Genomic DNA, 14,220 nt, shown 5'->3' with positions numbered 1-14,220 from the left:
AATGAATAAAATATAAAAGATGTTAAAGTAGTAAGTTTGAGGTTTGTCGTTGGTTAGGTAAAGGTTTTTGTTTGTTAAATTTTGTAAAAAGAGATAATGGACTCTTCAAAAAGTAGGATTCCTTGAAGATAAAAGGAGGATTTTAAATCCTCCTTAGCTTATAAATAAAATGAATTAATCCTCAATAATATCCTCCAATTCCCTCAAATCCACCGGAACCACTCTTGATACACCCGCTTCGATCATGGTGATACCATAAATGATATCGGTACTGGCCATGGTCCGCTTATTATGGGTTACAATGATAAACTGGGACTCGTGGGAGAACTTTTGGATAATTTGGTTGAACTTGTCAATATTGGCATCATCCAGTGGGGCATCCACCTCATCAAAGATACAGAATGGTGCTGGCTTCAGTAGGTAAATCGAAAAGAGTAGGGAAGTGGCCGTTAAGGTCTTCTCTCCACCTGAAAGCTGGTTGATCGTTAATGGCCGCTTGCCTTTAGGTTTAGCCATGATCTCAATGGTGCTGTCCAGTGGATTGTCTGGATCAGTCAACCTCAGGTCACAATCATCTTCTGCAGTAAACAGTGAGCGGAATACTTTGATAAAGTTGGTCTTGATCTGATCAAAGGCTGTTAAGAAAGTTTCCTTTGCCACAGAATCAATTTCTTTTATGGTCTCTACTAAGGAATTTTTGGCTTTCTCTAAATCTTCTTTTTGTGAGGTTATAAAGGTATGGCGCTCTTTGATCTCATCATAGGCTTCCATGGCCATAGGATTGATGGGACCAATCTTTTCCAACCGCTGCTTGGCTTTTTGAACTTCCTCACGAATTTCCTCAACATCCTTGCCCTGGTACTCTTCAGCCACCTCAGGGTCTTCTTGCATCAAGCCATCCAAATCAATTTCAAATTCCACGCTCAGCCTTTCTTTCATACTGCTGAGCTTCAGTTTGACTTCATTGAGGGATTCCTGCAGTTCCATGATGATGGCATCAATGCCCTCTTTTTGCTTTTGAAGCTCACGAATGGCCTTTTCCATTTCATCGATATTGCCACGGGAAGCATAGTAGTTTTTCTCTGCTTCCGTGACACCTGATTCGATGGACTCTTTTTCGGTATACAATTCGATCAATTCATCATCTTTGATCTCATTGTTGTCCAAAAGACCTTTGATTTCTTGATCGATATTACTCAGTTCGGATTGGGATTTTTCGATCCTTTCCTTACTGTTTTCAAAAGCACTTTTTTTGAACGAAATTTCCTGTTCCAAACTGTTGACCTTGTTGAGGTGCTGGTGGTATTGGATGTTTTCTTGGTTGTAATTGCTGGACCTTACGGCAAGACTTTCTTCCTCGGTTAGCAATTGCTCGTTGATGATCTCGAGCTCTTCTTCCATACCGTCAAAACCTTGTTTTTGTTCATTCAGTTGAGGTCCAATTTCATTGACTTCTTCCGAAAGGCTGTCAATTTTCTCCAAAATATCCTCTCGCTTGTTGGCATTGGTAGAGAGCATTTCAGCCAACTGCTCCTTCTTGGTTTTGATGGAGATATATTGTTGGTTGACCTCACTGATTCCAGCTTGGAGGCCTTCAATATCTTTTTTATAGGAAACTTCTTTAAGCTTCATCAGGTCACTGACCTTTCTATCCAAATTGGAGCGGGCAGTGCTGACTTTCTTGTTCAGTTCCTTGATTTCCACTTCCAGCTTTTCAAGGTTTTTTGCCCGACCTATTCGCTTGCCTTCAAAAAGTCCTACGGATCCACCTGAAATACTGAATTTACGCTTAGTGTATTTGCCACTTTCAGTGATGAAAATGGTGTTATCATCTTGCGGAATATCCTTGATTTCACCTTGGACAATGTAGACATCGTCCAAGATATAGCTGATCAGTTTACTGTACTTTTCATCATATTCAATGATTTCCGTTGCAGCAATAGCATTGGCGAACAGTTTGTTCTGTGAGGGTTTGAACCTTTCAAAATGTTCCAATACAAAGAAATTGGCCTTGCCTCTGGCCGCATCACTCAATAAGTTCACTGCAGCAATGGCCTGGGCTTCTGTGTCCACTACATAATAGTTCATGTAGCTTTCTAGGTAGTTTTCTATGCTGACTCGGTAGTTTTCACTCGTCGTCAGAATATCTGAAAGGAGAGGTGTGTCTTTGCCCCAACTGGAATTCTTTTTTAGGAACTTAATCGCTTCAGGAAAGCCTTCTAAATTTTCTACCAAAGACTTGGTGAGGTTGAACTCATTGGATTTGGCATCTAATTTCCTTCCTAATTGGGTAACTTCTTCCCTGATCAGTTCAATGGTATGGTTGGATTCTTCGATTTTTTGGTTTTGATCTTCTTCTTTGGCCTTTATTTGGGAGAGTTGATCTGTTTTGCTATCCAACTCATCCTTTAGAACAACCAATTTTTCTTCAAAATCAGCAAGGTTGGCCTCTTGGCTGTTGTCATCCGAAGCCGTCTTTTCCAATTCCTGTTTTAAGGAACTAAGCTGAATTTGTTTGATCTCTAGGTCTTTGCTTAGTTGATAGATAGCATCCTTGCGGGAGGAAAAATCCTTACTGAGTACCTTTTGTCTTTCCTGAAGAATGGCATGGGCAGATTTCTGCTCTTCGTAATCTGCTTTTAAGTTTTCTACAGTAAGCTCCTTTTCAGCTAAAAGCTTTTCAGCGACTTCTTTTTCTTGTTCCAAAGAACGGATACTGAAGCCTGCACGGTCATTGGATTTACGGTCCTGATCGATCTGCTCACGCAATTTCATAGAACGATCTTCCAGGAATCTTAATCGTTCGTTTTTTATTTTTTTCTCACTTTCAAATTGCCTGATTTTATTGACATGCTCGTTGAGTGTCTTCTGGCGGGTAGAAAGCAGTTTTTCTTTATGGATCAGGTCAGACTTGGTTTTTTCCAATTCTGCCTCTTTGGTCGTGATTTGGTTATTGAGTTGAAGCTTTCGGTCATTTTCAGCCGTAATTCTCTCATTGGCTCCGATAAGATTATCCGTATGTGTTCTGACGCTGATTTTAGCCAATGCAATACTGGAAGCCTTATAAGATTTTTTGATCTCAAAATACTTGGCGGCCTGCTTAGCTTGCTTTTCGAGTGATTTGAGGTTCTTTTCTATCTCATAGAGCAAATCCTCAACACGGTCCAAGTCGGCATCAGTATCCTCTAGCTTTTTCAGGGTTTCCTTTTTACGGGTTTTGAACTTGGAAATACCGGCAGCTTCTTCAAATAGGTCTCTTCTTGAATTGTTTTTATCATTGAGCAGCTCATCGATCATTTTCAGTTCGATGATGGCATAGCTGTTGGATTGGATTCCTGTGTCCATAAAGAGGTTGTTAATGTCCTTAAGACGACAGGCAATGCCATTAAGTAAATACTCACTTTCTCCAGATCTGTAATACCTACGAGTGATGGTCACATGCGTGTACTCCGTAGGAAGGAGGTTTTTGGTGTTTTCAAAAGTAAGGGAAACCTCAGCAAGATTGGTGGGCTTTCTGTTTTTGGTACCATTGAAAATCACATTTTCCATTTTGTCTGAGCGCAGCATTCTGGTTTTTTGTTCTCCCAGCACCCAGCGGATCGAATCCACTACATTGGACTTGCCGCAGCCATTGGGGCCTACAATACCTGTAATGCCCTTGTCAAAATGAATGGTGACCTTGTCCCCAAAACTTTTAAAACCCCTGATCTCAAGCTTGGTTAGCTGCATGTATGCTCAATAAAATAGATTAAGACAAACAAAATTAATCAGATCAGGGTAATAAGCAAGTGTACATCGTTGTTACTTCATGGCAAGAACAGCCTAAAAAGTAAATAAGGGAATTTAGAGTGGTTTACCTGTTCTTGTCTGAGAAGATAAAAGCAATTTTAAGGAAATGAATAACTCTTTGTTTTTCTGAGTGAAAGCAGTTGTAGCTAGTTTTCCTTATGTAGAGATTGGAATTTTTTTGTACCTTGCTCTTAACCAAAAATAGTTGATCGGTGGATAACGGAACTTTGATTTATATCGTTTTGACAATAGTTTTTTTTATTTTCAATGCTTTGACCAAAAAGAAAAAGCCTACGGGAGATGAAGCTACTGGAGAGCAAGGCTTGCCTGCTGATAAGCAACCTCGCAAGACGCCTACGACTTTTGAAGAACTTTTGAGAGAAATCCGCCAAGGACAACAAAAAGAGGAGCTTGAGGAGGAAGAGGCAAATCAACAGGAGGCCTATGAGTATCACCCGCCTGTAGAAAAGCCATCCTATGAAAAGTTGGAGAAAGTTCCCGAACCAATAAGAAGACAACCTGAAATCCAATATTATGAAGGGACTTATCAGGCTGACCATACAGAAAAAGGTAAATCTTTGGTAAAGCTGGATGATCAGGTGAAAATTAATTCTGATGAGAAAATTTTGAAAGAAGTGGAAGATGTGGCAGAGGAATCTGCCAGTTATAACCGATATAGGAGAATGCTGAAAGATCCTCAGTCTTTGAGAGATGCTGTGGTAGTTTCGGAGATTTTAAAGAGAAGGACTTTTTAGGGAATAGAAGTACTAGATACCCCATTAAACACAAGTAGGAGCCATTGGCTCCTTTTTTTTGCCCATAATCAAGAAATAATGTAATTGTGAATTTCAGTGGAATTTAAGCTTCATTTGGAGTGATTTTTTTATATTGTGTGTAAGTGGTTGTTGATTGTAATCGTCTGTTTTTGAATTGGTTGTGATTGTTTTGAGGAGTGAGTTGTTTGTTTACAAAATGACTTTTTTCATTTTGTTTAAAATTCATTTTGTATCTAACAAGGGTAATGGGAATTCGGTAAACTTTTGAATATGTCTAATGGCAGAGAAAAACTGGAAATCTACCTTTCTTATGCTTGGAATAAGGAAAGTGAAGCTATTGCAGACGCTTTGGAGGATGAGTTGACCAGACGAGGTGCACGCTTTATGCGCGACAAATCAGAATTACAGTACAAGGGTAGAATCCAGGATTTTATGGATAAAATTGGGCAGGGGAAATATGTAATCCTGATAATCAGTAACGACTATTTTAAGTCGGAATATTGCATGTATGAGTTGCTGAAAATTTTTGAGAATAAATTATTCTATGAAAGGATTTATCCGATCGTTTTGGATGAGGTCAGCATTTCAGATGCAGCAGACCGGGTGGAGTTGGTCAAATATTGGGAAGTGAAATCCAAGCAATTGGATGAGAAGATTAGGAAACTGGAGCAGCTCAGCAATATTCAGGGAATCACTGAAGACCTGAACCTATACCAAGCAATCAGAAATAATATTGCAAAGCTGACAAGCATTTTAAAGGATATCAATTACCTCAATACCCAAAAGCATATAAAATCTGATTTTTCTCAGATCATCAGCTTAATAGAGGAGAAGCATGATGCTGATTTTGGAGGGTTTAGTGTCAGGCCAGGAATCAAATATGTAGGAGGAGTTTTGGCCGCTTTGATCGTTGTTTGTCTGGGAGTTTGGCTTTGGTTGGGAAGAAATCAAGCGCCTATGGTGGAAAGAGGAAATTTAGGGATTCCCGACAGTTTGCTTAGGGAAGTACCCGCAAATGATGAAAAAGAAGGTGAAACGCCTCAAAACAAGCCTTTGGTCAAGACAAATGAAATTCATCCTGAAGAAAGCGAACGCAAAACTTTTGAGGTGAACTTGGTCGTGCCTTCAAGGATGAGTCAAGCGGAAGTGTGGGTGGATGGGGGGCCTGGTTTGGTTTTAGAAAGAAACTTGATTTTTATCAAACTGGAAGTCAAAGAAAAACAGGGAACTCACCGCATAGAGCTCAGAGGCAAAACAGATACTTGTAAGGTTGACCGTGTAATCAAAAATGATATTGAGGAATTAAGCATGTGTAATTGATTGAGTCAAAAATCATGATGGAATGAAAAAGATAAGTTGGATTTTGCTGTGTCTTATAATCTGTAACTTCGGGATAAATGGAGCTTTGGCTAAAACCTCCAATATGGCTGATTCGGTGGTTTATGTCTGGGATTTTGCAGTGAGTGATGCTGAGATGGAGGATATTGGAGTACTTTTTACGGAGGATTTTGAGACAGAACTGATTAGCTATGGAATATATACGGTGCTGGAACGCCGCAATTATAATAGGGTGATTGCTCATAGGGATATGGAAAAGCGAATATCTGCTATGAATACCGTATCTGAAGCCAGTAGGGATAGTTTACGGGCTGTCAGCGCAGACGCAGTGGCATTTGGAGAGGTGTTCGATGATGTGCAAAGTGGTGAGTACGAGGTGACGGTGACTTTTCAGGATTTGGATGGAGTCATTCTTAGAAAAGGTAGTATTCTGATCAAGCGAGGTATTATCAATGACAATAGAAGCCGCAAAGAAGCCATGCGTAACCTAGTGACCATGCTTCATGAAAAGGAAAATCTTGAAATAAAAAGGGGACAATATGAGTTTATCTCTTCCTGGCTGTCCAGCTATTTGGTCAAAGTAAAAGATGTGAACAGCCATTTTAAGCAGGTTTCCCAATATGCCTTTACCAACAGTGACTACCTGTCCGAAATCAATAAGATCGTTGGAGATTATAATGAAGTGTTTACAGAACTCAATGAGAAAGGCCCCTCATACATACTTGATTTCAAAGAAACTTGGGGAGAAGATTTAGGGGGTGAATTGCAAGGTATTCATGATATGATCATGAATGACATCCATAAGCAAGAGATTTTGGGCTTAAATGAAGTACTCTTGGAAATTATAGATTATTCAGGGCTCAGCAAAAAAGAAAAGAAGAGTAAAAAGGAAGAAATCTTAAAGGATTCGGAGAAGATCACCGATGAATTGGATAGAAAGATTGGTGTTTTAGAAGTGAAAGAGAGTGTCTTTCTTTCCCAACTGAAGAAGCAGATTTAATACGAGTTAGTTGACCAACGAAAACAAAATTGAACCATGAGAATTTCAAATTTTATCAGAATCGGCATTTTTGTCCTTTTCTTAGGACTTAATGTGAGTTGTGGGGTAGAGGCCGTCGTCTTTATTCCATTGTTTAGCGCTACTTGGCCTGACGTCAATGATGAAGATCACTTTATAGAACTGAGGCCTGATTCAGAGAACCAAAATGTGGAATCCGGGATTTTCGCAGGCACCGAACAGCATTTTGGAAACCAATCTGATTTGGATGGAAACCTCCTTAGTGGCAAATTCAGTGGATATAATATAGAGTTTGTCATACAGAGAGGAAGTGGCGATATCAAATATTCAGGCGTTTTTATCACAGATGACAATGAGAATATCATCAGAATAGAACTGACCTCGGAAAAAGGCGATCCTTTGATTCTGGCTTTTTAGAGCATCATAAAATTAGCTCAAACAACATGTTATACTATCCACATTTTCTCTTTAAGGTTTGGGAGATGTTGGAGGGGGCACATTGTTATTTTTAATGTAATTGTTCCAAGTGGTGTTTTCTTTGCTGATAAGACTTTCGATCTTGCTGACAAAATTCGGATAACTTGATGCGGGATCGGAATAAGGGGCAGCATTGGTTAAGAAAAGGTATTTTTCGTGTTTTAGCATTTCGGCGGTAGTTCGATATTCGATCCACTTTTTTTCCAATTTGAGGATGGAAGCTAGACCAGTGAGTACGGTTACCAATACGCCCAGGACAGCAATGGTCAAAGGAAGTATTTTGCCATCAGAATCCAGCCCAGCAAAAAAAGGAATTAGTGCAGCAAAAACAATGGTCAGTCCTTCTTTCCAGATAAAGAGGTTTTTATTATGCGAGGCTTTTCTTTCGTACCAGTCCATTTGAAAGTTTACTCTTTCTTCTATGTATTCTTCAGGTGTCATGATTTTGTATGGCTTAAAGTGAAATGAATGAACAAATACTGGCTTAATTACTTTAATATAACGATATCCTGAAAATCCACCATATCCCATGAAAGAGATTTAGCGTTTTATACTATTTTACTTTTAAATGACTGTTGGACTATTTGGTTTATTGTCAGTGTGTTATTTTTGTGAGAGGACTTTTATCCAATGTATTGCTAGTGGGTTTCAAGGTTGAAAAGGCAAAGTATTCAAAAGAAAATAAATGGCAATTATGCCCTGGTCACTGGAGCCTGTAAGGGTATTGGAAGAGCTATGGCTTGTGAGTGTGCCTCCAAAGGAATGAATATGCTTTTAGTGTCCGATGACCAAGTGGCACTGAACCGGTTGATGCAAGATCTTTGTCAATGGTATAGGGTTGACTGTCGTATTTTTTGCATCGATTTGGCCAAAGAGCAGGCACCATTAAAAGTTTTTGAATGGGTGATGGAAAATGCATTTCCAATAACTGCATTGATCAACAATGTAGGGATTGGCAAAAGTGGGACTTTTAGTGAAATGGAAATAAAGGAAGCCAATTACATGATAACATTGAACAACCGTGTTTTTATAGAACTCACCTTTTATTTCTTAAAGCTATTACAACAACAGCCAAAAGCCTACATTTTGAATATGAGCAGCATAGAGGCGACGCTTCCTTTACCTTATAAAGCAGTGTATACCGGGACTAAAAACTTTGTTTATGCATTTTCACTGGCCCTAAGAGAAGAATTAAAGCCAACCAAGGTGTCTGTCAGTGTGATTTGTCCTGGGCCTGTCTTAACCAATGCAGATGGATTGAGCAGAATGAATGCACATGGAAAACGATCAAAGTTACTGTTGATGATGCCAGATCAAGTGGCCAAAATAGCCATTGATGGTATGCTGAAAGGCAAATTAGTGATAGTGCCTGGGTATATAAATGCATTTTTCTTTTGGCTAGGCAGTAAGCTTCCTAGGTCAATAAAAATGCCATTGTTAGAAAAGCTGTTTAGGGTTTACAAGACCTAGCCAAAAAACTTATCGATTTGACATAACTGCTTACTGAGCTCCCATAGTTTTGATGCTTGCTCCTTTGAGTGAGAAGATTTAGAGGAAGGTTTAGGTTTTAGGTTTTCCCAATAAAGACCGCTTGGTGCTAAGTTCTTATCTGCTAGGACTAGAAAGATAGGGGTTTCTGCAGCTTTTTCTGGTGACTTTCCTGTCAATCTTCTTAGTTTCCACATGAGGCTATGAAACGGATTGGTGTGTTTGACACCAATATCTGTTTTGACCAAACCTGGAGAAACACAGAAGGTGGAAATGATATTGTCAGGCTTTCTTCTTTCCAGTTCGTATACAAACAAAAGGTTGGCCAATTTTGATTGTCCGTAAGCCTTCAGTCCGTGATATTCGTCGGTTAGGTTGGGGTTAATAAAATTGATTTTACCATATTGGTGTGAATTGGATCCCATGCAGATTATTCTGGCATCCTGTGATTTGGCAAGTTGGGGGTAGAGTAAATGGGTAAGAAGGAAATAAGCGAGGTGATTGACTGCAAATTGCTCTTCGATGCCATCTTCAGTCAGCTTGGCTTCTGAAGTCCAGACCCCCGCGTTATTGATCAGGACGTCAATTATTTGGTGATTCCGCCTTATTTTTTCTGAAGTGGCTCTGATTTGTTTTTGGGAGGAAAGGTCTGTGGGGTAAAAGTGAATTTTTGATGATGGGTAGGTTGATTGCAACTGATTCATCAGTTTTTCTCCTTTTGTAGCATTTCGGGCAATCAGTATCAAGATTACTCCCTCTTTGGCCAGCCCTTTCGCAATTCCTAGCCCTATTCCAGAAGTGGCCCCGGTCACAATACAGGTTTTTTTGTCCATGGTTTAGTGTTTGTTGGTTTATTTCTAGATCTATGGATTTTATACAAATTACTTATAATTGTTTGAATACTATGGAGGTATGGAAGTAGTTTCTTAACTTTTGTTGGTTTTGAAACTAATCGTAAAGACAATTATGGTAGCGCTCCGCTTTTTCCTTTTCTGGATTCTTTGTTCCATAATCAGTATTCGTCCTTTATTCGCCCAAAACTTAAAAGTAAGTGAAAACCATCATTACCTTGAGTGCGATGGTAAACCCTTTTTTTGGTTAGGAGATACCGCTTGGGAACTCTTTCATCGCTTAAACAGGGAAGAAGTCACTCTCTACTTAGAGGATCGGGCTTCCAAAGGGTTTACAGTAATCCAGGCGGTGGTTTTGGCTGAATTAGGTGGTTTGACCGTTCCAAATGCCTACGGCGCACTTCCCCTTGATAACCAAGACCCCAACCATCTTAATGAAGCTTACTTTGAACATGTAGATTTTGTGATCCGGAAAGCCAATAGCTTGGGAATGTTTGTCGGTTTACTGCCAACTTGGGGAGATAAGTTCAATAAGAAATGGGGGGTAGGTCCAGAGATTTTCAACAAGGTAAATGCTCTACGATTTGGAAAAATATTGGCAGAAAGATATAAAGATGATCAAGTGATCTGGATATTGGGAGGGGATAGAAACCCAGAGAATCCAACACATTATCAGGTAATTGAAGCCATGGCCAAAGGGATCAATCAAGTGGTCAAAGAAAAACAGTTGATCACTTATCACCCTCAAGGTTGGAGCAATTCTTCTGACTTTTTTGCCGATGCCGAATGGATAGATCTTCATCTTTTTCAGTCTGGACATGGGGCTAGAGATGCTGCCAATTATCAGTTCAACAGGAAAAATCTTTCCTTACAAAACTTAAAACCAACCATAGACGGAGAGCCTAGGTATGAAGATCACCCAGTAAACTGGAAAGGAGCAGAGTTGGGCTGGTTTGATGACTTTGATGTTAGACAGGCAGCATACTGGAGTATGCTATCTGGGGCGGCAGGACACACTTATGGAAATCATAATATTTGGCAAATGTGGGAAGAAGGTCGAGTACCGATTTCTATGGCGAGGACCAATTGGCAAACCGCTCTCCACCATATTGGTGCAATACAGATGGGGATGATGAAAACATTTTTTGAAAAGATCAAATGGTATCAATTGTTGCCAAACCAATCTTTGATTGTCAATGAAAACCCTGAAGGTGCATCCTACCAAATGGCTGCTATTCGGGAAGATGGTAAGCTGGCAGTAGTCTACACGCCCTATGGAAGGTCAGTTCAGGTAGACTTTTCAAAGCTCAAAGGGGATAGTTTTGAGGCTTATTGGTTTAACCCAAGAGATGGGCATCGGATTCATAGCATGGAATTAATGGCTGGTCAAGAAGAATTATTTACACCTCACTCAGCTGGAAGAGGAAGTGATTGGGTATTGGTGGTGCAGGCGAATTAAAAAAAGCCGCCGGTAATATCCAGCGGCCTTCTTCTTAGGATTAAAAATAAAAAGTAAAGTATATTTTTACTTTCATGATTGAAAAAGTGAAACAGTAATTCTAATGTACGGGTATTTTTTTTAAAATAAAATACCGTAATCGCGGTATTTTATAGGTTTTATGGTGTGAATAAAGCTTTGTTTCGGTAGATGAATTTGTTTTTAAACCTTGTTTTGGAACTGCTGTAACGATTTAAAAGTCCCGGAACTGACTCTACTTTTTATTGTTAATTGATTGAAAAGAAATTTTGAGATAAATACATGTTGCCTTCTATAAAAATTATTTTATTGTATTTTTGCAGTAAATAGAAGAAAAGAGCACATGTTTGATAATCTTAGTTTTAAACTAGATAGAGCATTTAAGACCCTGAAAGGTACAGGGAAGATTACTGAAATCAATGTGGCCACCACGGTCAAGGAGATTAGAAGGGCCCTGATAGATGCGGATGTTAACTATAAAGTAGCCAAAGAAGTTACTGACACCATCAAGGAAGAAGCTTTGGGAAGGGATGTATTGATCTCAGTTTCTCCTGGGCAACTTTTGGTGAAAATCACCCAAGAAGAGCTGACCAAATTGATGGGAGGCTCCAAAGAAGATATTAACCTGAAGGGTGATCCTGGAATTGTGTTGATATCAGGTCTACAGGGGTCTGGTAAGACGACTTTCTCTGGTAAGTTGGCCACTCATCTTAAGAAGCAAGGTCGCCAAGTACTTTTGGTAGCTTGTGATATCTATCGTCCTGCGGCCATTGAGCAGCTGAAGACTTTGGGTGAGCAGATAGGAGTGGAGGTTTACGCTGAACCTGAAAATAAAAATGCTTTGGAGATTGCTTCCAGAGCGATAGAATATGCCAAGAAAAATGGCAAGAAAACGGTCATTGTCGATACAGCTGGACGTCTGGCAGTAGATGAGCAGATGATGAACGAGATCGCTGAATTGAAAGAAAATCTGAAACCAGCCGAGACCCTTTTTGTGGTAGATTCCATGACGGGTCAGGATGCGGTGAATACGGCAAAGACTTTCGATGAGCGATTGAATTTCGATGGTGTTGTTTTGACCAAATTGGATGGTGATACCCGTGGTGGTGCTGCCATTTCGATTCGTCACGTTGTAGATAAACCGATCAAGTTTATATCTACCGGTGAGAAGATGGAAAACCTTGATGTTTTCTATCCAGACCGTATGGCTCAGCGTATCCTAGGTATGGGAGATGTTGTTTCTTTGGTAGAAAGGGCACAGCAGTCTTTTGATGAGGATGAAGCCAAAAGAATCAATGCCAAGATCCGTAAGAACCAATTCAACTTTGATGATTTCCTTTCCCAATTGGAGCAAATCAAAAAGATGGGTAACCTGAAAGACTTGATGGGCATGATTCCTGGTATGGGCAAAGCCATCAAAGGTTTGGATATTGATGATGATTCCTTTAAACCTATTGAAGCCATCATTAGAAGTATGACACCTTTGGAAAGGGAGAATCCTGATGTCATCGATGGAAGTAGAAGAAAGCGTATTGCCAATGGTAGCGGTAGGACCATTCAGGAGGTGAATAACCTGATGAAGCAATTTTCTGATATGAGAAAGCTGATGAAGCAAATGAACAAAATGGGTGGGGCACAACGCGCTTTGGGTAATTTAATGCCTAAGGCAGGAGGAAGAAGATAGGCCTTTACTAATATTTGAGATAGAACATAAAAAAATCCACGGAACTTAGTTCCGTGGATTTTTTTATGGATAACAATTTTATTGTTTATGCTTCTACTTTTCCTGAAAGATTAGCCACTTTCATGATTTCATGTAAATCTTCGTCAGTGATTTCTTTTTTCCTATCAGCAAACTCCAAGAATAATTCGTAAACTTCATCTAACTGAAGTTTGGTCAACGTATATCCGATCTTATGGGATCTGTAAGCAAGCGCCGCCCTTCCACTTCTTGCAGTCAGGACAATAAGGGATTCATTGACTCCCACTTCTGCTGGATCGATGATTTCATAAGTTTCTCTGTTTTTGATCACGCCATCTTGGTGGATTCCTGAAGAGTGAGCAAATGCATTGGATCCCACAATGGCTTTATTAGGCTGCACATACATTCCCATTCTTTCTGAAACCAATTTGGACACTGGGTTCAAAAGTTTGGAGTTGATATTATTGTATACATCTAAGCGAGGATGCTGTTTCATGATCATGGCCACTTCTTCAAGAGAAGTATTACCAGCTCTTTCTCCGATACCATTAATGGTACATTCGATTTGTCTCGCACCATTCATTACTGCCGAAATAGAGTTTGCGGTAGCCAATCCAAGGTCGTTGTGGCAATGTGCAGAGATGATAACATTTTCGATACCTCTAACATTGTCCATCAAGTATTTGATTTTGGCACCGTATTCATCTGGCAAACAGTAACCGGTAGTGTCTGGAATGTTCAGTACAGTAGCTCCAGCTTTTATGACTGCTTCGCAAACCCTTGCCAAATATTCATTGTCAGTTCGTCCTGCATCTTCAGCATAAAACTCCACATCTTCAACAAAAGATTTAGCATGTTTGACAGCTGCAACTGCTCTTTCCAGAATTTGATCTGGAGTACTCTTGAATTTATATTTGATATGGGAAGCAGAGGTGCCTATACCTGTGTGTATTCGGGGTCTTTTAGCATATTTGAGCGCTTCAGCTGCCACTTCAATGTCCTTCTGCACGCCCCTGGATAACCCACATATGATTGGCTCTGAAACACTTTTTGAAATCTCCACAACTGATTTGAAGTCGCCTGGACTGGAAATAGGAAAGCCTGCCTCGATAACATCTACACCGAGGAGTTCTAGCTGCCTGGCGATCTCAATTTTTTGAGGAGTGTTCAACTTACAGCCAGGGACTTGCTCTCCGTCCCTAAGGGTAGTGTCAAAGATCAGTACTTGTCGTTTATCCATAATGTTTCTGTTTTATCTAAAATCTAAAGTAAAATCTTATGGTTTGATTGTAAATTGACTTAAC

General features: G+C 39.8%; 11 protein-coding genes. 7 read left to right on the top strand and 4 right to left on the bottom strand.

Features of this window, described 5'->3' with window-relative positions:
* Positions 1-174: 174 nt before the first annotated feature.
* Positions 175-3,729: a chromosome segregation protein SMC gene (gene smc / locus IFO69_RS19560; RefSeq protein ID WP_192011833.1), complete on the bottom strand. Its 3,555-nt coding sequence runs from the start codon at positions 3,727-3,729 to the stop codon at positions 175-177.
* A gap of 272 nt (positions 3,730-4,001) precedes the next feature.
* Between smc and IFO69_RS19555 the strand changes: the two genes are divergently transcribed.
* The 4 genes from IFO69_RS19555 (at position 4,002) to IFO69_RS19540 (ending at position 7,338) form a co-directional block, all read left to right on the top strand.
* Positions 4,002-4,544 (top strand): hypothetical protein, encoded by a 543-nt coding sequence (locus IFO69_RS19555; protein ID WP_192011832.1) that lies wholly within the window; start codon positions 4,002-4,004, stop codon positions 4,542-4,544.
* 291 nt (positions 4,545-4,835) lie between these two features.
* The gene (locus IFO69_RS19550; protein ID WP_192011831.1) at positions 4,836-5,885 is read left to right on the top strand and encodes a toll/interleukin-1 receptor domain-containing protein; all 1,050 of its coding nucleotides are present in this window, start codon (positions 4,836-4,838) and stop codon (positions 5,883-5,885) included.
* A 22-nt stretch (positions 5,886-5,907) separates the two neighbouring features.
* Positions 5,908-6,903: a hypothetical protein gene (locus IFO69_RS19545; protein WP_192011830.1), complete on the top strand. Its 996-nt coding sequence runs from the start codon at positions 5,908-5,910 to the stop codon at positions 6,901-6,903.
* Positions 6,904-6,939: 36 nt separating this feature from the next.
* Complete coding sequence (locus tag IFO69_RS19540) at positions 6,940-7,338, top strand: hypothetical protein (protein WP_192011829.1); 399 nt, start codon at positions 6,940-6,942, stop codon at positions 7,336-7,338.
* 51 nt (positions 7,339-7,389) lie between these two features.
* Here IFO69_RS19540 and IFO69_RS19535 read toward each other — a convergent pair whose 3' ends face one another.
* Positions 7,390-7,839 (bottom strand): DUF4231 domain-containing protein, encoded by a 450-nt coding sequence (locus IFO69_RS19535; RefSeq protein WP_192011828.1) that lies wholly within the window; start codon positions 7,837-7,839, stop codon positions 7,390-7,392.
* 213 nt (positions 7,840-8,052) lie between these two features.
* Here IFO69_RS19535 and IFO69_RS19530 point away from each other — a divergent pair, with 213 nt between their 5' ends.
* Complete coding sequence (locus IFO69_RS19530; RefSeq protein ID WP_192011827.1) at positions 8,053-8,868, top strand: SDR family NAD(P)-dependent oxidoreductase; 816 nt, start codon at positions 8,053-8,055, stop codon at positions 8,866-8,868.
* Here IFO69_RS19530 and IFO69_RS19525 read toward each other — a convergent pair.
* Positions 8,865-9,719, bottom strand: a complete 855-nt coding sequence (locus tag IFO69_RS19525) for an SDR family NAD(P)-dependent oxidoreductase (RefSeq protein WP_192011826.1) — start codon at positions 9,717-9,719, stop codon at positions 8,865-8,867. The two genes, IFO69_RS19530 and IFO69_RS19525, sit on opposite strands and share 4 nt — an antisense overlap.
* Positions 9,720-9,828: 109 nt before the next feature.
* Between IFO69_RS19525 and IFO69_RS19520 the strand changes: the two genes are divergently transcribed.
* Both IFO69_RS19520 and ffh read left to right on the top strand, forming a co-directional pair.
* Positions 9,829-11,196, top strand: coding sequence for a glycoside hydrolase family 140 protein (locus IFO69_RS19520; RefSeq protein WP_225444227.1), 1,368 nt, complete (start codon positions 9,829-9,831; stop codon positions 11,194-11,196).
* A 361-nt stretch (positions 11,197-11,557) separates the two neighbouring features.
* Positions 11,558-12,898 carry a signal recognition particle protein gene (gene ffh, locus IFO69_RS19515; protein WP_192011825.1) on the top strand — a complete coding sequence of 447 codons (1,341 nt, stop codon included), beginning with the start codon at positions 11,558-11,560 and terminating at the stop codon, positions 12,896-12,898.
* An 85-nt stretch (positions 12,899-12,983) separates the two neighbouring features.
* On the opposite strand, the gene IFO69_RS19510 is transcribed toward ffh, so the two are convergent.
* On the bottom strand, positions 12,984-14,156 hold the full coding sequence (locus IFO69_RS19510; protein WP_192011824.1) for a 2-isopropylmalate synthase: 1,173 nt from the start codon (positions 14,154-14,156) through the stop codon (positions 12,984-12,986).
* Positions 14,157-14,220 lie beyond the last annotated feature (64 nt).

The organism is Echinicola arenosa (assembly GCF_014841125.1).
GTDB lineage: Bacteria > Bacteroidota > Bacteroidia > Cytophagales > Cyclobacteriaceae > Echinicola > Echinicola arenosa.
The sequence above is the reverse complement of the archived record's forward strand: the minus strand, read 5'-3'. Positions and strand labels throughout refer to the sequence as shown.

What these genes read in the sequence shown, in the direction of transcription:
- smc (WP_192011833.1), bottom strand. Translation starts at nt 3,729, where the DNA reads ATGCAGCTAACCAAGCTTGAGATCAGGGGTTTTAAAAGTTTTGGGGAC.
- IFO69_RS19550 (WP_192011831.1), top strand. Translation starts at nt 4,836, where the DNA reads ATGTCTAATGGCAGAGAAAAACTGGAAATCTACCTTTCTTATGCTTGG.
- IFO69_RS19545 (WP_192011830.1), top strand. Translation starts at nt 5,908, where the DNA reads ATGAAAAAGATAAGTTGGATTTTGCTGTGTCTTATAATCTGTAACTTC.
- IFO69_RS19540 (WP_192011829.1), top strand. Translation starts at nt 6,940, where the DNA reads ATGAGAATTTCAAATTTTATCAGAATCGGCATTTTTGTCCTTTTCTTA.
- IFO69_RS19535 (WP_192011828.1), bottom strand. Translation starts at nt 7,839, where the DNA reads ATGACACCTGAAGAATACATAGAAGAAAGAGTAAACTTTCAAATGGAC.
- IFO69_RS19525 (WP_192011826.1), bottom strand. Translation starts at nt 9,719, where the DNA reads ATGGACAAAAAAACCTGTATTGTGACCGGGGCCACTTCTGGAATAGGG.
- ffh (WP_192011825.1), top strand. Translation starts at nt 11,558, where the DNA reads ATGTTTGATAATCTTAGTTTTAAACTAGATAGAGCATTTAAGACCCTG.
- IFO69_RS19510 (WP_192011824.1), bottom strand. Translation starts at nt 14,156, where the DNA reads ATGGATAAACGACAAGTACTGATCTTTGACACTACCCTTAGGGACGGA.